This window comes from Streptomyces sp. NPDC094143, assembly GCF_040303825.1.
In the GTDB taxonomy this organism is placed as follows: Bacteria; Actinomycetota; Actinomycetes; order Streptomycetales; family Streptomycetaceae; genus Streptomyces.
Genome location: NZ_JBEOTZ010000008.1, coordinates 1 through 18,538, shown reverse-complemented (window position 1 = coordinate 18,538; position 18,538 = coordinate 1). Strand labels below are relative to the sequence as shown.

At 71.6% G+C, this 18,538-nt stretch carries 22 protein-coding genes, 1 tRNA gene and 2 pseudogenes; 10 read left to right on the top strand and 15 right to left on the bottom strand.

The genetic code is table 11. From position 1 onward, the window contains the following. Positions 1-207: 207 nt before the first annotated feature. Positions 208-858: a DUF1707 SHOCT-like domain-containing protein gene (locus ABTZ58_RS12920; protein ID WP_351354488.1), complete on the bottom strand. Its 651-nt coding sequence runs from the start codon at positions 856-858 to the stop codon at positions 208-210. 179 nt (positions 859-1,037) lie between these two features. On the opposite strand from ABTZ58_RS12920, the gene ABTZ58_RS12915 reads away from it, so the two are divergent. Then, positions 1,038-1,373: a DUF6233 domain-containing protein gene (locus ABTZ58_RS12915; protein WP_351354485.1), complete on the top strand. Its 336-nt coding sequence runs from the start codon at positions 1,038-1,040 to the stop codon at positions 1,371-1,373. Between the two features lie 19 nt (positions 1,374-1,392). Here the strand turns inward: ABTZ58_RS12915 and ABTZ58_RS12910 are convergent, their stop codons facing one another. Continuing rightward, complete coding sequence (locus tag ABTZ58_RS12910; RefSeq protein WP_351354482.1) at positions 1,393-2,742, bottom strand: hypothetical protein; 1,350 nt, start codon at positions 2,740-2,742, stop codon at positions 1,393-1,395. Between the two features lie 515 nt (positions 2,743-3,257). On the opposite strand from ABTZ58_RS12910, the gene ABTZ58_RS12905 reads away from it, so the two are divergent. Genes ABTZ58_RS12905 through ABTZ58_RS12890 form a run of 4 tightly spaced genes read left to right on the top strand, consistent with a single transcriptional unit; the run spans position 3,258 to position 7,745 of the window. Continuing rightward, a complete protein-coding gene (locus ABTZ58_RS12905; protein WP_351354479.1) occupies positions 3,258-4,664 on the top strand; it encodes an FG-GAP-like repeat-containing protein in 1,407 nt (468 codons plus the stop codon). Next, positions 4,661-6,118 carry an FG-GAP-like repeat-containing protein gene (locus tag ABTZ58_RS12900; protein ID WP_351354476.1) on the top strand — a complete coding sequence of 486 codons (1,458 nt, stop codon included), beginning with the start codon at positions 4,661-4,663 and terminating at the stop codon, positions 6,116-6,118. The genes ABTZ58_RS12905 and ABTZ58_RS12900 overlap by 4 nt, the downstream gene beginning before the upstream one ends. A 60-nt stretch (positions 6,119-6,178) precedes the next feature. Then, complete coding sequence (locus tag ABTZ58_RS12895) at positions 6,179-6,697, top strand: FG-GAP repeat protein (protein WP_351354473.1); 519 nt, start codon at positions 6,179-6,181, stop codon at positions 6,695-6,697. 37 nt (positions 6,698-6,734) lie between these two features. Beyond that, the gene (locus ABTZ58_RS12890; protein ID WP_351354470.1) at positions 6,735-7,745 is read left to right on the top strand and encodes a Yip1 family protein; all 1,011 of its coding nucleotides are present in this window, start codon (positions 6,735-6,737) and stop codon (positions 7,743-7,745) included. A gap of 59 nt (positions 7,746-7,804) precedes the next feature. Here ABTZ58_RS12890 and ABTZ58_RS12885 read toward each other — a convergent pair whose 3' ends face one another. Next, entirely contained in the window at positions 7,805-8,302 is a 498-nt protein-coding gene (locus tag ABTZ58_RS12885) for a phosphoribosyltransferase (RefSeq protein ID WP_309097765.1), read from the bottom strand. A gap of 26 nt (positions 8,303-8,328) precedes the next feature. Next, positions 8,329-8,904 carry a dCTP deaminase gene (gene dcd / locus ABTZ58_RS12880; RefSeq protein WP_309097764.1) on the bottom strand — a complete coding sequence of 192 codons (576 nt, stop codon included), beginning with the start codon at positions 8,902-8,904 and terminating at the stop codon, positions 8,329-8,331. A gap of 524 nt (positions 8,905-9,428) precedes the next feature. Between dcd and ABTZ58_RS12875 the strand changes: the two genes are divergently transcribed. After that, positions 9,429-9,502, top strand: a tRNA-Gly gene (locus ABTZ58_RS12875). A 49-nt stretch (positions 9,503-9,551) separates the two neighbouring features. Here ABTZ58_RS12875 and ABTZ58_RS12870 read toward each other — a convergent pair. The 10 genes and pseudogenes from ABTZ58_RS12870 to ABTZ58_RS12825 all read right to left on the bottom strand — a co-directional run bounded on the left by ABTZ58_RS12870 (position 9,552) and on the right by ABTZ58_RS12825 (position 16,485). Continuing rightward, entirely contained in the window at positions 9,552-10,721 is a 1,170-nt protein-coding gene (locus ABTZ58_RS12870) for a tyrosine-type recombinase/integrase (RefSeq protein ID WP_351354465.1), read from the bottom strand. After that, a complete protein-coding gene (locus ABTZ58_RS12865; RefSeq protein ID WP_193512408.1) occupies positions 10,721-10,933 on the bottom strand; it encodes an excisionase family DNA-binding protein in 213 nt (70 codons plus the stop codon). The genes ABTZ58_RS12870 and ABTZ58_RS12865 overlap by 1 nt, the downstream gene beginning before the upstream one ends. Continuing rightward, positions 10,926-12,221 carry a replication initiator gene (locus ABTZ58_RS12860; protein WP_351354460.1) on the bottom strand — a complete coding sequence of 432 codons (1,296 nt, stop codon included), beginning with the start codon at positions 12,219-12,221 and terminating at the stop codon, positions 10,926-10,928. The genes ABTZ58_RS12865 and ABTZ58_RS12860 overlap by 8 nt, the downstream gene beginning before the upstream one ends. 156 nt (positions 12,222-12,377) lie before the next feature. Continuing rightward, positions 12,378-12,623 carry a SpdD protein gene (locus ABTZ58_RS12855; RefSeq protein ID WP_351354457.1) on the bottom strand — a complete coding sequence of 82 codons (246 nt, stop codon included), beginning with the start codon at positions 12,621-12,623 and terminating at the stop codon, positions 12,378-12,380. A gap of 25 nt (positions 12,624-12,648) precedes the next feature. After that, positions 12,649-12,843: a hypothetical protein gene (locus tag ABTZ58_RS12850; RefSeq protein WP_055690856.1), complete on the bottom strand. Its 195-nt coding sequence runs from the start codon at positions 12,841-12,843 to the stop codon at positions 12,649-12,651. A gap of 15 nt (positions 12,844-12,858) precedes the next feature. After that, a complete protein-coding gene (locus ABTZ58_RS12845) occupies positions 12,859-13,050 on the bottom strand; it encodes a mobile element transfer protein (protein WP_351354452.1) in 192 nt (63 codons plus the stop codon). Positions 13,051-13,062: 12 nt separating this feature from the next. Continuing rightward, on the bottom strand, positions 13,063-13,722 hold the full coding sequence (locus ABTZ58_RS12840; protein ID WP_351354449.1) for a DUF2637 domain-containing protein: 660 nt from the start codon (positions 13,720-13,722) through the stop codon (positions 13,063-13,065). Positions 13,723-13,810: 88 nt separating this feature from the next. After that, positions 13,811-15,188 (bottom strand): annotated as a pseudogene (locus tag ABTZ58_RS12835) (FtsK/SpoIIIE domain-containing protein). Continuing rightward, complete coding sequence (locus tag ABTZ58_RS12830; RefSeq protein ID WP_142194055.1) at positions 15,188-15,544, bottom strand: SCO3933 family regulatory protein; 357 nt, start codon at positions 15,542-15,544, stop codon at positions 15,188-15,190. Before ABTZ58_RS12830 ends, ABTZ58_RS12835 begins: the two are co-directional and overlap by 1 nt. Before the next feature lie 155 nt (positions 15,545-15,699). Then, positions 15,700-16,485 (bottom strand): GntR family transcriptional regulator, encoded by a 786-nt coding sequence (locus tag ABTZ58_RS12825; protein ID WP_351354446.1) that lies wholly within the window; start codon positions 16,483-16,485, stop codon positions 15,700-15,702. A gap of 107 nt (positions 16,486-16,592) precedes the next feature. Between ABTZ58_RS12825 and ABTZ58_RS12820 the strand changes: the two genes are divergently transcribed. From ABTZ58_RS12820 to ABTZ58_RS12805, 4 genes are all read left to right on the top strand, one after another. Next, the gene (locus tag ABTZ58_RS12820) at positions 16,593-17,000 is read left to right on the top strand and encodes an NUDIX hydrolase (RefSeq protein WP_351355017.1); all 408 of its coding nucleotides are present in this window, start codon (positions 16,593-16,595) and stop codon (positions 16,998-17,000) included. 46 nt (positions 17,001-17,046) lie between these two features. Then, entirely contained in the window at positions 17,047-17,478 is a 432-nt protein-coding gene (locus ABTZ58_RS12815) for an ATP-binding protein (protein ID WP_351354443.1), read from the top strand. A gap of 74 nt (positions 17,479-17,552) precedes the next feature. Next, positions 17,553-17,819 (top strand): hypothetical protein, encoded by a 267-nt coding sequence (locus ABTZ58_RS12810; protein WP_351354440.1) that lies wholly within the window; start codon positions 17,553-17,555, stop codon positions 17,817-17,819. Next, the gene (locus ABTZ58_RS12805; RefSeq protein WP_351354437.1) at positions 17,816-18,193 is read left to right on the top strand and encodes a hypothetical protein; all 378 of its coding nucleotides are present in this window, start codon (positions 17,816-17,818) and stop codon (positions 18,191-18,193) included. Before ABTZ58_RS12810 ends, ABTZ58_RS12805 begins: the two co-directional genes overlap by 4 nt. A gap of 203 nt (positions 18,194-18,396) precedes the next feature. On the opposite strand, the pseudogene ABTZ58_RS12800 reads toward ABTZ58_RS12805, so the two are convergent. After that, positions 18,397-18,538 (bottom strand): annotated as a pseudogene (locus ABTZ58_RS12800) (IS5/IS1182 family transposase); the annotation flags it as partial.

Below are 18,538 nucleotides of genomic sequence, written 5' to 3'. Positions count from 1 at the left end.
CGACGCCTGCTTCGTCGATCTCGAAGCCCCCCGCCCGATGACTCGGGCGGGGGGCTTCGGCGTGGTGCGGCCACCACAGCGCGGAGCGGCCGTTGGTCCGGCGACGCGATAGCGGGCCGGACCACGCCTCGCCGGTCCTCCGCCCCCTGCTCTCGGCGACGCGGAGCATGATGTAGTCGTCCGGCTCCAGCGGTTCACAGGCGCGGGTCAAGCCCTCCCGGAAGCAGACCCCGGCCCGCCCCGCAGCCACTGGCCGAGGGTCCGGCGGGTGGGGCCGATCACCACGCGGCCGTGTTCCTTGTGGCCGACCAGCTCCACGCGCAGCGTGACCGGCGTATCGGAGCCCGTCGGAGACGGCCGGTACTTGATCCTGCTGTGCACCAGTTGCAAGCCGTCGGTGTCGACCACGACGCCCGGCCTCGTGACCAGGGTCAGCGTCTTCCCCGTCATCGCCACGTCGATCCGCAGCGTGTCGTGCAGGAGCACCGCTTCGGTGAAGTCGAGCGTCACCTTGCAGTACGTCACCGCGAGCTCCAGCCTCCGCGGCACCACCCAGCGCCCCGCACGCACGACCGGGCCGCTGTGGACCTGCTCGATCCGGACGACGTCCCCGGTCTCCGCGCCAGCCGCCGCCAGGGTGGGTGGGAGGTCGGCCGTGAGGGACGCGAGTTCCTTCAGGGTCCGCGCCGACAGGGCCGTCTCCAGGCGCTCGTCCAGCTCGTCCGCGGTCAGCAGACCGTCCCCCGCCGCGATGCGCAGCACGTCCACCACCCGGTCCCGGTCGGCGTGGGAGGCGCGCAGTTCGGGCGTGGAGCCGGGACCGTACTGCTTCCCGGTGGGCGAGATCTCTCCCGGCATGCTTTCGTCCTGCCTCCGTCCTGATCGGGGCGACCGTCGACACGCGACGCGGCCGGCGGCCCCCATCATGCCGAGGCCCGGACGGGGCAACAACCGCACCCGCGGTTCCGTTCGACGGCAGGACAGCGTGGAGGGGGCTCGCCACCCCGCCGTCCGGCCGGGAAACTAGAATCGAACGCATGAACGATCCAGAGTCGCGGCTCGCGCTGCTCCGTTTTCTGGAGCGCGTGCAGGAGCGCGACCTGGCGCGCACCCGCCGGTGGATCGCGGACGAGGAGCGCCGCCAGGCGGAGCGGCGGCGCGGGCTGCTGGCCCGGCCGCCCGCGCCCGACTGGCTGATCGAGCGCGGGCTGTCCGGGCAGGAGGCCGTGTACGTGCACGCCGGCGGCTGCTGGAACGCCGGGCAGCGCAGCCGGGGCGTCGACCGTGATCACGCCCGGCGTGCCCTCGCCGAGGGCGTCAAGGCCTGCCCGCAGTGCCGGCCGGACACGGCCCTGGGCTTCATGGACGGCTAGCCGGCCTCCGCCGCACCCCTCAGCGCCCCACCCGGACCACCTGGGACGTGACACCGCGGAACGATGCCGTCTCCGCGAAGCGCGCCCGGTAGGAGCCGCGCCCCGCGTCCGCCAGGTCCGCCGAGAAGGCGTGTCCCTCACCGGACCAGACGGCCTCCACCGTGCGCAGGTCCTTCCAGCGCTTGCCGTCCCGGGAGTACTCGATGTGCACCGGCACGGTGCCCGGCGTCCAGCCGTCGGGGAAGTCCACCGCGCCCTCGACGTGCACCCCGCCCCCCTCCGCACGGCCGGCCGAGAACGATGTGAAGACCGAGGCGCGCAGGACCCTGATCTCCGCGCTGTTCTCGGAGGCCGGGGCGGTGAACGGGTCGTCGCTGCGGGACGACACCCGGAAGGTGCCGGTCTCCCACGGGGTGTGCGTGAAGCTGATCCGGCCGTCCGCCCCGGTGGTGAAGTAGCCGACACTGGCGAACTGCCCGCCGGAGGACGGCTCGAACAGTACCCCGCCGCTCTGCCCCTCGAACGGCACCCAGCCCTCGGGCGTCTCGCGCTCCAGTGTCGCCGTGATCGTGACCTCCTGGCCGAAGTCGATCGTCCGGGCCGCCGCCGGGGCCTCGATCGTCCAGCGTGTGGCCACCTGCCGGACGCCGATCGGGATCGGCGAGGACTCGCCGTAGAGGACGTGGGGGTGCGCGCCGTCATGCCGGTACACGGCCTGGACCGGGTCCGCCTCGTTCACGGTGACCGTGCCGGAGAAGTGTCCCTCCGCGTCGGTGCGGACGGTGTCCTCCGTCCAGTAGTCCACGTCGAGGTCCACCCGGTGGTCGGCCAGCGGCTTCAGCTCGCGGGTCCCGGGCCAGCGTCCCTTCAGGTCGCCGTCGACCCGCACCTCGCGGTGGCCGGTGTCGACCTCCGTGCGGTCGGTGCGCATGTTCTCGAAGACGGCCACGACGTAATAGGCGAGCGAGCCCGCCGCGTTGTCGACGGTGCGGTCGCCGTCGGCGTCCGTGGCCTCGACGCGGACGTCGTAGCTGCCGAGGTCGGGCAGGTCCAGCGGCTGCTTCGTGTTCCACACGCCGTCGTCCGCCGTACCGGAGGCCAGGGTGAACGCGTCGGTCTCCACGACGGCGACCTCCTGCCCGGTGGCCGGGGAGACGATGTGGGCCGTGATGCCCGTGATGGCGCTGTCGGAGCGGATGCCGACCTCCAGGGTGCCGAGGTCGTCCGAGACGCTGTCCGCCCAGCGGACGTCCGGTGCCTGCCCCTCCGCGGTCTCCGCCCCCTCCGCCGCGTACGCCGCCGGCACACCGGTCAGCAGGAGCGCGGCGGCCGTACCGATGGCGGCCCAGGCCGTCCGGGTTGTGAACAAGATCCCCCCACAGCAACGTGTCGGAAGCCGTCCCGCCAGGTCGGGTACGGCCGAACGCCTTTTCTACCGCAGGGTTATGACAACGGTCCTTCGGGTTTCCCACCGCCGCGCACCGGCCCGCCGGGCCCCAAGGCCCTCGGGAACCCCGGCCGTGACCCTGGCTGCCCCACACCCCCGGAACCCGCCCCGAAATCGACCGAACTCACGTACAACCCTTACGTCCTCACACAGGTCTCCTGATCGCCGACCGCCCATGAACGCCCGGACAACTCCCGGCGAACGGGGACGACCCCGGCACCTCATCGACCGTGGATGCCCGCCAGGCACCCCGCACGCCGCAGGAGACCCCGTATGAACCAGCCGCCCCGACAGCACGGCAGACCGCGCGGCGCACCGCACGCGACACCGCGCAGCAGCGCACCGCACCGGGACTCCGCACCCACGCCCCAGGCCGGCCCCGGCACCCCCGCCGCCGTCTGAGCCCTCCCGCCCCACCCCCGACCCGGAGTCCCGTCTTGCGCAAGCGCACCCTCTTCCTGGCCGTCGCCCTCACCACCGGCCTGCTCTCCACCGCCCCCGCCGCCACGGCCGCGCCCTCCGGCCTGTCCGGCGACTTCAACGGCGACGGTTACCGCGACGTCGCCATCGGCGCGTTCGCCGCCGACGTCGGCTCGGTGCACGGCGCCGGCGCCGTCGTCGTGCTGTACGGCTCGTCGTCCGGCGTGTCCGCGGCCCGCAGGACCGTCATCACGCAGGACTCCGCCGGTGTCCCGGGCGCCGCCGAGGAAGACGACCGTTTCGGCTACAGCCTCGCCGCCGGCGACCTCGACCGCGACGGCTACTCCGACCTGGTCGTCGGCGCCCAGTACGAGGACATCGGCGACCGGGACGGCGTCGGCTCGGCGACCGTCATCTGGGGCGGCAAGTCCGGTCTGTCCGGCGGCAGGGGCCTGCCCCAGCCGTCCGACCTCACCGAGTGGGGCGGTTTCTCCTCCGGCGTCGCCACCGGCGACTTCGACGGGGACGGCGCGACCGACGTGACGATCACCGGCCAGTCCCGCACCCGCCTCTACAAGGGCCCCTTCACCCGCACGAGCGGCCCCGCGAGCCACACCAGCCTCGGCACGTTCGGCTCCACGTACGAGGTGTTCGCGGGCGACCTGAACCGGGACGGGGACGCCGAGCGCGTCTACCCGTTCCTGGTCACCGGTGACCCGGGCGGCGAGATCGGCTACCACGGCTGGACCGGCACCAAGTACGCCGCCACCGACCTGCCGGACGCCGACGGCGAACAGGGCACCATCGCCGACGTCAACGGCGACGGCTACGGCGACCTCGTCCTCGGCGACTACCAGGACCCCCGGCCCGAGAAGCCCGGCGGCCACAAGGGCGGCCAGATCACCGTCTGGTACGGCGGCCCGGCCGGCCCCGACCCGGCGCAGAAGCCGACCGTGATCCACCAGGACACCACGGGCGTGCCCGGCGCCGGCGAGACCGGCGACCTGTTCGGCTCGGCGCTCGGCGCCGGGGACGTCAACGGCGACGGCTACGCCGACATCGCGGTCGGCGCCTGGTCCGAGGACATCGGCTCGGTGGAGGACGCCGGCTCGGTCACCCTGCTGTTCGGCTCGGCCAAGGGCCTCACCGGCACCGGCGCCAAGTCCTGGTCGCAGGACACCGCGGGCGTCCCCGGCAGCAACGAGACCATGGACGCCTTCGGCATGACCGTGCGCCTGGTCGACCTCGACAGGAACGGCAAGGCCGACCTGGTCACCGGCGCCGGCTACGAGAACGGCTACGGCGCGGTCACCGTCCTGCGCGGCTCCGCCTCCGGCCTCACCACCTCCGGGTCGCTGTTCCTGTCGGCCCGTGACGTCTCCCTCGAGGGCGGCGCCGCCTTCGCCTGGGCCATCGCCCAGTGACCCGTCGACGACTCCTCAGCGAGGCACCCACCCCGATGCGGACCCGTATCACCGCCGTCCTGCTCGCGGCGGCCGCCCTGACCCCGCTCACCCTGACCGTGTCGGCCCACGCCGCCACCGCCGCCGCCCCCTGGGACTTCAACGGCGACGGCCGCACCGACCTCGCGATCGGCGCACCCGGCGCCACCGTCTCCGGCAAGGCGAGGGCGGGCGCGGTCACCGTCGTCTACGGCAGCACCAGCGGCCCGAAGACCTCCACGCGCACGCTCCTCACCCAGGAGACGGCCGGCCTGCCCGGTGCCGCCGAGGCCGACGACGCCTTCGGCTCCGCCCTGGCCTCCGCCGACCTCGACAGGGACGGCTACGCCGACCTGCTGATCGGCGTGCCCGGCGAGGACGCGTACGACACCAACAACGGCACCGTCACCCTGGTGTGGGGCTCGGCGACCGGCCTGAGCGGCGCCCGTTCCCTCCACAGCCCCTTCGACCGGGACTACGACCGCTACGGCCAGACCCTCGCCGCCGGCGACTTCGACAGCGACGGCGACCCCGACGTGGCGGTCGGCTCCACCGGCCCGGTCACCCTCACCCTCGTCAACGGCCCGGTCACCAGGACGAGTTCACCGAACGGCGCCTCGGGCTCCCGCAACGACTGGTGGTCGGCCACCACCGGCGTCACCCACCTCTCCTCCGGCGACATCACCGGCGACGGCCACCCCCGCGCCGTCCTGCACGGCCGCGCCGCGCACAACGGCACCGCCACCACCGCCCTGGCCGACATGACGATCGGCAACTACAACGACTGGCTGCAGGACCTGCCCGGCGGGTTCGTCTCGGCCGTCGGGGACATCGACGGCGACGGCCACGCCGACATCGCCGTCGGCAACGACCGGGAGGCCTCCGCCGACCCCGGGGGCGCCCTCGGCGGCAGGGTCTCCGTCGTCTACGGCGGCCCCGCGGGCATCGACTTGGGCCGCGCCCCGCTCGTCCTCACCCAGGACACCGCCGGGGTGCCCGGCGCCGCCGAGAAGGGCGACCGCTTCGGCAGCGGCGTCGCGCTCGGCGACGTCAACGGCGACGGGTACGCCGACCTGGCGATCGGCACCGCGGGCGAGAACGCCGCCGCCGGCGCCGTGACCGTGCTCTACGGCTCGGCGTCCGGCCTGAGCACCAAGGGCGCGGTGTCGTACACCCAGAACACGGCGGGCGTGCCCGGCGGTTCGGAGAGCGGCGACCGGTTCGGCGAGCGCGTCACCCTCACCGACACCACCGGCGACCGCCGCGCCGACCTGGCGGTCTCCGCGCCGGGCGAGAACGCGGGCGACGGCGCGCTGTGGTCCCTGCGCGCCACGGCCACCGGCCTGACGACGTCCGGCGCGACGAGCTTCGGCCCGGGCACCACAGGCGTCTCCACAGCGGGGACGCCGGGCTACGGCACCGCTCTCACCCCCTGATCGCCGGCCCTCGCACGACGTCCTCGCGGGCCGTCCCCGCACCCACCGGGAGGTTCCTCCATGCGCAGGCAGACCCCGGCCGCTCTCGCCGCCGCCCTGCTCACCGCCGGTCTCACCCCGCTCACCCTCGCGGCCCCGGTGCCGGCCGCCCCGGCCAGGCACGCCGACGACTTCAACGGCGACGGCTACCGCGACCTCGCCGCCGCCCGCCGCACCGTCCTCACCCAGGACAGCGCCGGCATCCCCGGCACCGCCGAGGAGGGCGACCGCTTCGGCAAGGCCCTCACCTCCGGCGACGTGAACGCCGACGGGTACGGCGACCTAGTTGTCGGCAGCGTCGGCGAGGACGTCGGCGGCGACGGCTACGGCGACCTGGCCGTCGGCACGATCCACGAGGACGTCGGCACCGCGGACATCGCCGGCGACGTCACGGTCCTCACCACGAAGAACCCGGAGAACACGGTCAGCTTCGGCCCCGGCTCCCTCGGCGTGTCGGCCACCGGCTACCTGCGACTTGGCCAGGACATGTTCCAGCCGCCCCGGCGAGGTGCCGACGGGACCCGTACGGCCGAACCCTGACGACTCACGGACACCCAAAGGCCGTGCCCCCTAAGGGATGTCACAGCTCGGCCGCAAAGCCGGGCCCGGATGCCCGGGCCCGGCACGCCACCGCCCGGGACCAGGTACGTTCGAAGACGTGGCTGGATTCAGGATCGGACGCGGCCGGAACAACGGCGCTCCTCAGACGCGACCGCAAAACCCTCCGTACGGGCAGCAGACGCCGCAGGGGCCGTCCTACGGCTACCCGCCGGCGCCGCAGCCGTACCCGCAGCAGCAGCCGTACGGCAACGGCGGCGGCCCCACCTGGCCGCAGTCGAACGCCGGCCCCGGCGGCGGTTACGGTGGCCAGGGCGAGCCGGAGTACTTCGGCGACGGTGCGTACCCGCCCGGCCCCCAGGGCCCGCACGACCCGTACGCGGCGAACAACCCGGGCCACACCCAGGCCTTCTCGGTGGGCGAGGACCCCTACACCCAGGGCGACACCTACCGCGCCGGCTCGGCCGCCCCGCCGCCCGGTCCGATCGGCCCGCGCCTGCCCTGGAAGGCCCTGCTGAGGGGGATCGTCCTCGCCCCGAACCAGACGTTCCTCCAGATGCGGGACTACACGATGTGGGGCCCGGCCCTGATCGTCACGTTCCTCTACGGCCTGCTCGCCGTCTTCGGCTTCGACGGCGCCCGCGCGGATGCGATTAACGCCACACTGTCCAACGCGGTGCCGATCGTCCTGACGACGGCCGTCGCGATGGTGCTGAGCGCGTTCGTCCTGGGCGTGGTCACCCACACCCTGGCCCGCCAGCTCGGCGGTGACGGCGCCTGGCAGCCCACGGTCGGCCTGTCCATGCTGATCATGTCGCTCACGGACGCGCCCCGCCTGGTCTTCGCGATGTTCGCCGGCGGCGACGCGATGTTCGTCCAGCTGCTGGGCTGGGCCACCTGGGTCGCGGGCGGCGTGCTGCTGACCCTGATGGTCGGCCGCTCCCACGACCTGCCCTGGCCGAAGGCGCTGGGCGCCTCGGCGATCCAGCTGATCGCGCTGCTGTCGATCGTGAAGCTGGGCACGGTCTGACCCACCGCACGCACGAAGAAGGGGCTCCCCGGCAGGGGAGCCCCTTCTTTCTGCCGCTCTCAGGCGTCGAGGACCTGCCCGGCCCGCCGCACCACGGGCGGTTCGACACTCCACGGGAAGTTGATCCACTCGTCGGTCCGCTTCCACACGTACTCGCACTTCACGAGCGAGTGCGACTTCTCGTACACGACGGCGCTGCGCACCTCCGCGACGGTGTCGAGGCAGAAGTCGCGCACCAGCTTGAGCGTCTTGCCGGTGTCGGCGACGTCGTCGGTGATCAGCACCTTCTTCTCGGAGAAGTCGATCACGTTGGGGACGGGCGCGAGCATGACGGGCATCTCGAGGGTGGTCCCCACACCGGTGTAGAACTCGACGTTCACCAGGTGGATGTTCTTGCAGTCCAGGGCGTAGGCGAGGCCGCCGGCCACGAAGACGCCGCCGCGGGCGATGCTGAGCACGATGTCGGGCTCGTAGCCGTCGTCGGCGATCGTCTGCGCGAGCTCGCGCACGGCGACGCCGAACCGCTCGTAGGTCAGGTTCTCCCGCACACCGCTCATGTCCGTGCCGCCCCTGTCCGCGCCGCTCACACCTGGGTCCGATGGAAGTTGAGGAAGGACCGGGAGGCGGTCGGCCCCCGCTGGCCCTGGTACCGCGATCCGTACCGCTCGCTGCCGTACGGGAAGTCGGCGGGCGAGCTGAGCCGGAACATGCACAGCTGCCCGATCTTCATCCCCGGCCAGAGCTTGATGGGCAGGGTGGCGAGGTTCGACAGCTCAAGGGTCACATGCCCGCTGAAGCCCGGGTCGATGAACCCGGCCGTGGAGTGCGTCACCAGCCCCAGCCGCCCCAGCGAGCTCTTGCCCTCCAGCCGGGAGGCGAGGTCGTCGGGCAGCGTGATGACCTCGTACGTGCTGGCGAGGACGAACTCCCCGGGATGCAGGATGAACGGCTCGTCCCCCTCCGGCTCCACGAGCCGGGTCAGGTCGGCCTGCTCGATGGCGGGGTCGATGTGGGGGTACCGGTGATTCTCGAACACCCGGAAGTAGCGGTCGAGACGCACGTCGATGCTCGACGGCTGCACCATCGCGTCGTCATACGGATCGATGCGTACCCGTCCGGCGTCGATCTCGGCCCGGATGTCCTTGTCTGAGAGAAGCACGCCCCGAGGATACGCAAGGCGCGCGGAGCGTCCGCAACCGGACACCACCGCGCGCCTGCGCTGCTGCTGAGTGCTGCTGCCCGCTGTGCCCGCTACTGCTTCTGAAGGCTGACGGGAACCACGCTTCGGAGCCGCGCACATCGCGGACACCGAAGCAGGCGCCCGGGGCCGAGCCGCTCGGCCTGCTGCATCGGGAACGAAGCGGTGGTGAACACGTGCCCATCGGCACAACGGACGACGGTGCGCTCCATCAAGTCCAAGAGTCCCTTCCCCAAGAGCCGCGTCCGGCTGCTGCTCGCCTGACGACAAAAGCCACAGTACGGGATCAAAGGGACGGCCCTCCAGGCGGCACTCCGCTCCCGCCCGGCCCCTCGTCGACGCCCACACGGTACGCCCCAACTCCGTTCCCCCGCAGCCGCATCTCATCCCTGAAAGACCATCAGGCCCCACGGCGCGGACACCGGGGGCCTGGCATGTTGTAGAGTGGGCGAGCATTCGGACACCGACTCCGGTCGGCGTCTTACGCGGGTGTAGTTTAATGGTAGAACATCAGCTTCCCAAGCTGAGAGCGCGAGTTCGATTCTCGTCACCCGCTCCATGAAGAAGGCCCAGGTCAGAGACCTGGGCCGTTTTGCTGCCCGGGGTGATCACTGGCCGCGTGCCAGATCCGTGCCAGAAGGTGTCTCGGCCGTCTTCCGGGCAGCCTCCTCCCGAGCCTTCCGGACGGTGGCGTCGAGGCCGGCGGCGACCTCTTCCTGTCGCTCCTCGTCGGAGTGCTGGTAGATCAGCGCGGCCTTCTCGGACGACTGTCCGGCGCGCACCATCGTGTCCTTCAGCGTGGCACCGGAACGGGTGGAGAGCGTGTGCCCGGTGTGCCGGAGGTCGTAGAACCGGAAGCCCTCGGGCATACCGACGACCTCCCGCGCCCGCCGCCACTTCCGCCCGAAGGTGCTGCGCCGGAACGGAGCCCCCTTCTCCCCCACGAAGACCAACCCGTCCGGCCCCGGCTCGGCGTACGACTCCAGATGCCACCGGAGCTCCCGGCGGAGGAACGCGGGAAGAATCACAGTCCGGGTCCCGGCCTCCGACTTGGTGTCGCCCTGGACCCGTCGGCCGTTCATCCGCTCCGGCTCGGCGAGGCGGATCCGGACGCGCAGGTTGTCGACGTCGACGTCCCGGCGGCGGAGGCCGGCCAGTTCCTCCGGCCGCATCGGGCCGTAGGCACCGAGGTACACCATCAGCCGCCACCGCATCCCCACCGCATTGGCGAGGGCATCGACCTGGGCAACAGTGGCGATGCGCCGCTCAGTCGCCTTCTCCTTACCGGCACCCTTGATCCGGCACGGGTTGCGCTGGATCAGCTCGTCGTCGACGGCCGTCTCCATGATGGCTTTCAGGAGGCGGTACGCCTTTGCAGTCATCGTCTTGGCGTTCGTGGTCCGGAGCCGTTCGGCACGCCACTCGCGTACGCGGGGTGCGGTGATTTCGTCGAGGTCGAGGTCCGCGAAGGCGGTCAGGTGCTTGTCGAGGAGGTAGCGGTAGAGATCCCGGGTCAGTGGAGCCAACTCGCGCTCCTCCACCCACTTGTCGGCGTAGGCCCGGAAGCCCACCGCGCCGGCCTCCGGGTCCCTCCACTCACCCCGGCGGATCTCCGTCTGCTTCTCGGCGAGCCAGTCGTCCGCGTCGGCCGTCGTCTCGAAGGTGAAGGGAGCTGGGCGCATCACGCCGTCCGGGCCGGGATAACGCGCCTGGTACCGACCGGAAGGCAGCCGTCTGATCGCTCCGAAGCGGCGGCGCCTGCCCCTGTTGTTGGCCATCAGGCAGCCCTTCCGTATCGAGCACGGGGCCGCCTGATCGGCTCGACCGTGTGAGACGAGATGAAGTCGGCAAGGGCACTCTCCGGGATGCGTACGTGCCGACCGACCTTGACGTAGCGGATGCGTCGCTCCTCGATCAGCCGTCGAGGAAAGCGGACCGTGGTGCCGAGCAGTTCGGCGACTTGGTCGACGGAGAGATAACGCTCAGCCACGGGTGGGCTCTCCTTCCGTTCCGAGAGCGGGTTCGAGGGTTTCGGCGAGCCAGGCTTCGGCGTCGGTGAGGCCGGTGCCGGCGTAGACCCAGTGCGCCAGGACGAGGGTCGTGTTCGGGTCGGTCTCGGCCGCGTCCAGGGCCTGTGCGCGGCGCCATTCGGCGCGGGCGTCGCGGAGGGCGCCGAGAGTGGTGGAGTAGCGGCGGGACTTGGTGGAGAAGTGGCCGCGGAAGCCGAGCATGTGGGCCCAGGCCCGCAGGCGGAGGTGTTCGAGGTCCTTACGCGTGCCGAGGGTCCAGGCGGTGCGGATGAGTCTGCGGGCGTGGTCGCTGATGTCGAGCTGGGCGAGTTCGGCGAGGAACCTCAGCGGCCGGTCCAGGGCTCCCGTCGCCGTTTCGGCGCCCTTGGTGGCGTACTTGGCGATGTACGCGGCGACGGCCCGTTCGGTCAGTTCCTGGCCGCCGTCGAAGTCGGCGGAGCGGATGGTGCGGACGTCGAGTTGGCGGCCGAAGGCGAAGGTGTCTGGCCGGCCGTCGATGACTGGGCCGTCCACGCGGGCGGCGGTGGCGGCAGCGCGGATGGCATCGGTGAGCAGTTCGGCGGTGGCCCAGGCGGGAGGCGGGGTGTCGCCGCCCTCGGGGCCGTCGATGCGGATGACGGCGTGGAAGTGGACAGCGCCGCGCTTCTGGTACTCGGCGACCTTGGCGAAGGACACCCGGGCGTACTCGCGGAAGGCCCGCTGGGTGAGTCCAGCGCGCTTGGCGACCTCCCGGCGCAGGTAGATGGAGAAGCGTCGCCACAGCGGACCGGCGTGCGCGTTCCAGAGCACGGCGGCTTCGTAGTCGTAGGTGTCCGGGTCGAGCGGGGTGCCGAGTGCGGGGTCGTCCTGGTCGTGGAGCGCGCCGCAGCGGCAGCGGCGGGCCGATCCGGCCGGGCTGGTGGGGCGGTTGTGGACGGGGCCGAAGCTGGGAGCGGTGAAGGTGGCGAAGACGCGCGGGTGGGCGGCGACGCGTTCGGGGACGCCCTTGCCGCCGCGCAGGCCGGAGGTGATCAGGTGGAAGGTGTCGCGGCGGTACACCTCGGCGCAGGCCGCACAGCGGGTCGTGCGGCGGTTGTTGCAGCGGACCAGGAGGTGACCGGCCGGGAGGCCGGCGGAGTCGAGGTGGTGGAGGACGGTGCCGATCTCGCCGGTGCGGGTGTCGACGGCGTACTCGGTGCGGTGGCCGTCGAGGCGGATCGGGTGCGTGCAGCCTCCGAGTCCGGCGAGCTGGCGCAGGAGCGCGGGCATGGTGCCGAGTGCGGCCAGTTCGCCGAGTTCGTGGAGCGGAGGCGGAGTGGCGCGGGTGATGATGGCTTTCTCCTTCTGGTTCGGCTGGAGGGAGAGAGCCCCCGGGGCGGCGGATGCTTGGCGGTATCGAGGCCGCCCCGGGGGTGGTGCGGTGCGTCAGCGGCGGTGCTGGTCGCGGAGCATCGACCGCAGGACCACGGCGGCGACGGCCACGGAGACGGCCGTGACGGCGACGGCGGCCAGGAGCGCGGTCAGCACGACGCCGCCGACGAGGACGGCCGCGACCGCTCCGGTACTGACGGATATCTGAGGGACCGGCCGCCGCACCGGCGCTTGGGCGGCCACGGTGTGGGTGTGCGCGGGCGGCGGTGTCGGGTTGTCGGGGTACTTGGGCAGGAACACAGCGAAGCTCTCCTTACCTACTCGTCTAGTCATGTGAGCCGTTGACGATGTCCACGCCGGAGCGCGTGCCGGACTCGATGGCGGGGGCCATGAAGGTGTCCGAGAGCCAGAAGCCGAAGAGGGCGATCAGGACGACGATCCACGTGCGGACACCGAGGAACTTGACCGCTCCCCAGGCGAAGAAGCCGAGGAGGACGACGAGCGGCAGGCTGACGGTCACGGTGTGCGGGTCCTTTCAGCGGACGGGGCAGCGGTGGGTACGGGCGGCCAGTTCGGCGGCGGCACGGCTGTCGTAGTCGGCGGAGAAGCCGCAGCGCGGGGCCGTGCAGGCAGCGGTGTGCTTCTCCCGGCCGCGGCCGTCGTAGTGCGTGCCGACCTGGACGGGGCCGGTGCGGGTGACGGAGCGGAAGCGGCGGTTGGCGCTCACGCTGGTCTGCTTTTAGAGGTGGGCGGCGATGACGTCGGCCATGGGCGGCGGGACGCCGAGGCGGGTGCGCAGGGTCGGGGTGTCGATGGCCGTTCCGGTGCGAGCGTGGTGCTCGGCGGCGACTTTGCGGGCGTGCTCGACCAGGGCGGCCGGGACGGCGACCGGCGGCGGGGCCGGAACCGGGGTCGGTGCCGACTCGACCGCCGGAGGCGCTGGAGGTTCCGGCGCGGCATCGGGCGCGTCCTCCTGGTCCTGGATGACCTCGGGCGCCTCCTGGCCCGCGGCGTCACTGGTCTCGTCGTGCGTGGTCGGCGACGAGTGGACGAGGAGGGTTCCGCCGAGGAAGGCGACCGCGGGCCAGCCCGCGACGAGGATGCGGAGCCAGGCCGGCACGTGGTCCAGGTCGAGCAGCCCGGCGGTGGCGACGTTCGCGCCCAGCGACGCGGCGAGGGCGATCAGCAACCAGCACCACCCGGCCGCTTTCGCCTCGCCGGACCGCAGACGGCGCCAGGCGGCGACGAGCAGCAGGTCGACCGAGACGGGATAGGCCCACGCCTTCCACCCGTCCTGTCCGGCCGCCGAGGCGACGTCGTGCAGGTGGGCGAAGGACAACGCGGCGGCGATGACCGCTTGGACGAGCACCGCGTCGACACGGGCCAGGTAGGCACGCATGCTGCGGCTCCTTCCGGATTCGGGCATGGGAGGGGTAGGGACATGGCGTGAGGCGGTCACGCCGACCGGGGATGAGCGGGGACGCGGGTCAGTCGGTCACCGGTCGAGGCCGCACGACCGGGCTCGGTGTCTCAGCAGGCTGTAGGGGCGCGTCGGGCCGGAAGGGCTTGAGCGCGGGCAGGTCGGGGACCAGGTGGACCGACTCGCGGCAGGTCTCGGCGGCGGCGCCGAGGGAGAGGTACGGCGTGCGGATGCGGGACCAGCCGCCGGAGGTGTCACCGGCCACGGCGAGGCCGGGCCGTTCGGGGGCGATGGCACAGGCGGCGGAGACTGCCTCGGGGGCGATGTCGCCGAGTGCCATCTTGGCGGAGGCTTCGTCGTTGACGCGGTGGCAGACGCGGCCGGTCAACTGGGCCCGCAGCATGGTCGCGCCCTTGCCGAGTTCGGCGCCGAAGCGCTGTCCGCAGACCTCCAGGTAGATGCCGGCGGCCCGGCCGAGCTGGGCGAGCCGGATGAGTTGGGTGACCATTTCGTCCCGGCGTTCCTCGTCCTTCCTCGTGGCGACGAGGAAGAGTTCGGCCACCTCGTCGACGAACAGCACGACGGGTACCGGGCGTTCCTGCTCGGGCAGGCCCCAGATGTCGGAGGTGATCTCCTCGTCCGGCGTGTTCGGCGCGATGCCCTGCCGGGCCTTGATCAGGTCGTACCGGTTCTCCATGTCCTTGATGAGCACGGGCAGCAGTTCGGCGGCCTGCTCCGGGTCGGTGGCGAGCGCCGACAGGCGCGGAGTGAAGGGCGCCAGTTCCACGCCCCGCTTGCAGTCGATGCCGACCAGGGCGACGGGCTGACGGGCGAGACCCGCTATGAGGTGACGCAGGTACATGGATTTGCCGGACAGCGTGGCGCCGAGGGTGAGTTGGTGCGGAACGGTTCGGTAGTCGCGTACGAACGGAGTGGCGTCCTCGCGCAGCGCGACCGGCACCCGGAGCAGGTCCGGGCGGAGCTTGCGCGGCATGCGCACCCGCCGCAGCACGTCGAAGCCGACGAGCCGTAGTTCGACCACGCCCGGTTTGACCGTGGTCACGTAGACGGCGTGGACGCCCCAGGCGTGCCGCAGTCGTTCGGCGGAGGCGGCCACGTCGGCGGGTTCCTGCCCCGGGGCGAGCCGCAGGCGGACCCGCAGCCCCGTCGTGGTCGGCCGGATGATCCCCCGGCGCGGCGGTACGGGCCGGACCTCACGGCGAGTGGTGGCCTTGACCGCCAGGACCCGCAGCCGGGAGGGGGCCACGGTCAGCCCGCACGCCTCCATGACGGAGCCGTAGGAGCTGAGCAGCCGGACCGTGGACACCGGTAAGCCGACCGTGGACCAGTAGACGCCGGGGGTGTCGCGCCCGGGCGTAGGCGGCCCCACCGCCGAGTGCGGCGACGGGACCACCCACCTCCAGAAGGGTTGTCAGATCGGTCATCAGGCCGTGGCCCCCATGGCGGCCGGGAAGGCGGCCGGGGTGACGGCGGCGGCCCGGAAGGCGATGCCGTGCCGCTGCTGGCCGTTGAACACGCTCTCCCACGGCCGCGCGACCAGGCCCGGCAGCGAGACCGGGGCGCCGAGGGCGAGCCCTTCCGCCACCCCGCTCTCCGGAACGGTCACCTTGATCAGGGACGACTCCCCCTCCTCGATGTACACGACGCCGATGGTCATCAGCGCCTCACCGCTGACGGCGTCCTTCGCAATCTCGCCCGACTGCCGGTCGCGGACCTTGGGCTCGGGCGCCTCGGTCAGCAGGATCGTCGCGGCCGAGGTCTCCACACGGATGGTGCGCAAGGCTTCTTCCCATCTACTCGTCTAGACAAGATGCATCCTTCGAACCCGACGACGCCGGGAACGGGACCACCTTGCCACACAACTTGCCCACTCGTCTATACGAGTATGCGTGAGGAGGTGTACGAGTCCGGGGAAGTGGCCTCGCGCACCGCCGATCAGGTCGCCGGGAGCTGGTAGGAGAGGACGTACGCGTCGGCCGCCATCACCGTGTCGCAGACCTCCACAGCCCGCCCCGCGGTGTCGAAGGCCGTACGGATGAGGTGGATCACGGGCACACCGGAGGCCAGTTGCAGCGTCTTCACCTCGGACGGCGAAGGCATCCGGGCCCGGATCTCCTCCTCGAAGTGGTCGAGCTGGTGGCCCAACTCCTCAAGCCGGGCGTAGATGCCGCCGGGGCCCGGGTTGGGCTCCGCGATCTGCGTTCCGCGGGCGATGTCGAGCGGGAGGTAGGACGTGGCGAACTCGACCGGCCGTCCGTCGAGCAGGTACCGGCGACGCCGGGCGAGCACGCGCCGCACGGAACCGAGCCGGGTGGAGATGTCCTGGCCGGCCTTCTCCTCCTTCACCTCCAGGCTGTCCACGGTGGGGTGACTACCGGCGGCGTCGGCCTCCACGATGAACGCGGACTTCCCCTGCTCACGGTGGCGCCTGGCGAACCGGTCGGAGGCGAGGCGCCGGACCGGCGGCCGGGGCCGGACGAACACGCCCTTGCCGTGCTCGGCGTGCACCAGGCCCTCACCCTGGAGGATCGAGAAGGAGTTCCGGACCGTCATCCGGGACACCCCGTAGTGCTCGACCAGCTCAGCTTCAGAGGGCAGCTTCTCTCCCTCCTTGAATCGCCCACGGTCGATGGCCTCGCGCAGCTGGTCGGCGATCTGCCGGAAGACGGCACGATCACTGGTCGGGTCGAGGCCGCCGAGAATGCTCGGTAGAGACGTCACGCGTACTCCTTTAGGTATCTAGACGAGTGGGCGAGTCTTGTTGCTACGGTGGAGAGCCTAGCCAGCCGAGAGGGCCGAGGAACGTGAGCACAGAACGCCCGCGCTCCGTGAGCGTCGCCGGGGTCATCGTCGATGACCAAGGCCGGGCCCTCCTGATCAAGCGCCGCGACAACGGCCACTGGGAACCGCCGGGTGGAGTCCTCGAACGCGAGGAGACCATCCCCGAAGCCCTTCAGCGCGAAGTCCTCGAAGAAACCGGCATCAAGATCGAGCTTCCCGCGACCCTGACCGGCGTCTACAAGAACATGACGGGCCTGATCGTCTCCCTCGTCTTCCGCTGCCAGGCGGCCGACGGCACCCCCACTACGGGGGACGAGACCCGCGCACTGCGCTGGGCCACCCGCGAAGAAGTCGTCGAACTCGCCGACGAGGCATACGCGATCCGCGTCCTCGATGCACTCGACGCGGCGTCCCCGCCGGCCGTCCGCGCCCACGACGGCGTGAAACTCGTCTAGTCCGAACCCGCTGCACATGGCGGCCTACCAGCATGAAGGAACTTGTATGCACGAGTATACGAGTAGCGCCCGGGTCTGGGGGCTCAGTTGCCCAGGTTTTCCGGAAGAGGTCAGCAGGGCCCGCCGCTGGACCCGCGACATCCTGCGGGGATCGCCGTTGGCGGAGGACGCCGAGCTGATCGTCAGCGGGCTGAGCGCGAACGCGATCCTCCACACGGCCAGCGGCCGGACATCTGGCAGCTTCCACCTGGCCCTCGCGGTCTCCCCGCAGGTGATCGCCCTGTCCGTCACGGACGACGGAGGCACCGGCACCGCACCGAAGGTCGAGCACCAGGACCAGGACGCGGAGCACGGCCGGGGCCTGGGCATGGTCAGCGCACTCGCTCACCGGGTCGTCGTCCACGGCAGCCACGGCGGCCACACGGTCACCGCGGAACTCTTCACCAACGCCGGCCCGGCAGGAGGGCACCCGTGCTGACATCCGCTCCTCCCACAGCGCCGAGCACAGGCAGCCGGCCCCTCCCCTACCAATGCCGAGCCGCCGCCTACCCGTTGAACGAAATCCGATCCATCCCCCTGGGATCACACGACGCCACAAGCCCACGCCTGGCACTGCGCTGGTTACGCGAACGCACGCAGCACATCACCGACCAACTCGACGCCGCATACGCACAGCCGGGCCTGCACTGGCTGACGGACGAGGCCGAAGACGAACGAGCCCTCGCCTACCTGACCGGCGGCACGGGGTACCAACTCACCCTCTACGACGAGAGCACCCGCTACGTACTGCTGGCCTACCCGGCAGGAGCGACCCCATGAACGGGCCCACCCGCGGCTACTGGTGCGAATGCTGGACCGAGCAAGTCACCGGCACGGGAGGGCCGGCGCGCCTGGCATCGTTCGACGCATACTCGGCGCCTCAAGCAGACCGATGGGTCGCCATCGCTCTCCGCACCATCTCACCGGCACTCGACTCCGACGCGTCGGACGAAGCCTGGACGTGGCTGTACGAAGAGCGCGCCGAAACCCGCAGAGCCCTGATGCGCTCCGAGCCCTGCACGGTGACCATCACCCATGCCGACGTCCGCATCACCTGGACGATCCGACCAGTGCTCTTCCTGCCCCTCGCACACCGGCAGGACACTGAACTCCCAGCATGCGCACACAGCTTCAAGCCCCACCGCGCAGACTGAGTTACAACTTTCTCTACTGGTTTCAAGGCGGCTCGCTCCGCTCACCGCGCGCGGCCCGGCCCCCGGCCGGGCCTGCGCTCCTGTCTCCGCCCCGCTCCAGCCCGGCCGGCGCCCGTGCCGCGCGCACAGCAAGCAGCCGCCTGATGTCAGAGAAGGGGCACGTCGCGGCTGGGGCGGTCGGCTCCACGGCTTTAGACGGTGTCCTATGTGGTGAGGCGGACGTACCGCTTGTAGCAGCAGAGGGCTGCGGCGAGGCCGAGAAAGGCCAGGTAGTTGCGTGGATTGCGTTCATAGCGAGGGCTGAGTCGGCGGTAGCCGGACAGCCAGGAGATGGTCCGCTCGATC

What these genes read in the sequence shown, in the direction of transcription:
- ABTZ58_RS12815 (WP_351354443.1), top strand. Translation starts at nt 17,047, where the DNA reads ATGCACGAGTATACGAGTAGCGCCCGGGTCTGGGGGCTCAGTTGCCCA.
- ABTZ58_RS12920 (WP_351354488.1), bottom strand. Translation starts at nt 858, where the DNA reads ATGCCGGGAGAGATCTCGCCCACCGGGAAGCAGTACGGTCCCGGCTCC.
- ABTZ58_RS12860 (WP_351354460.1), bottom strand. Translation starts at nt 12,221, where the DNA reads ATGCCCGCGCTCCTGCGCCAGCTCGCCGGACTCGGAGGCTGCACGCAC.
- ABTZ58_RS12840 (WP_351354449.1), bottom strand. Translation starts at nt 13,722, where the DNA reads ATGCGTGCCTACCTGGCCCGTGTCGACGCGGTGCTCGTCCAAGCGGTC.
- ABTZ58_RS12805 (WP_351354437.1), top strand. Translation starts at nt 17,816, where the DNA reads ATGAACGGGCCCACCCGCGGCTACTGGTGCGAATGCTGGACCGAGCAA.
- ABTZ58_RS12885 (WP_309097765.1), bottom strand. Translation starts at nt 8,302, where the DNA reads ATGAGCGGTGTGCGGGAGAACCTGACCTACGAGCGGTTCGGCGTCGCC.
- ABTZ58_RS12895 (WP_351354473.1), top strand. Translation starts at nt 6,179, where the DNA reads ATGCGCAGGCAGACCCCGGCCGCTCTCGCCGCCGCCCTGCTCACCGCC.
- ABTZ58_RS12915 (WP_351354485.1), top strand. Translation starts at nt 1,038, where the DNA reads ATGAACGATCCAGAGTCGCGGCTCGCGCTGCTCCGTTTTCTGGAGCGC.
- ABTZ58_RS12870 (WP_351354465.1), bottom strand. Translation starts at nt 10,721, where the DNA reads ATGGCCAACAACAGGGGCAGGCGCCGCCGCTTCGGAGCGATCAGACGG.
- ABTZ58_RS12890 (WP_351354470.1), top strand. Translation starts at nt 6,735, where the DNA reads ATGTCACAGCTCGGCCGCAAAGCCGGGCCCGGATGCCCGGGCCCGGCA.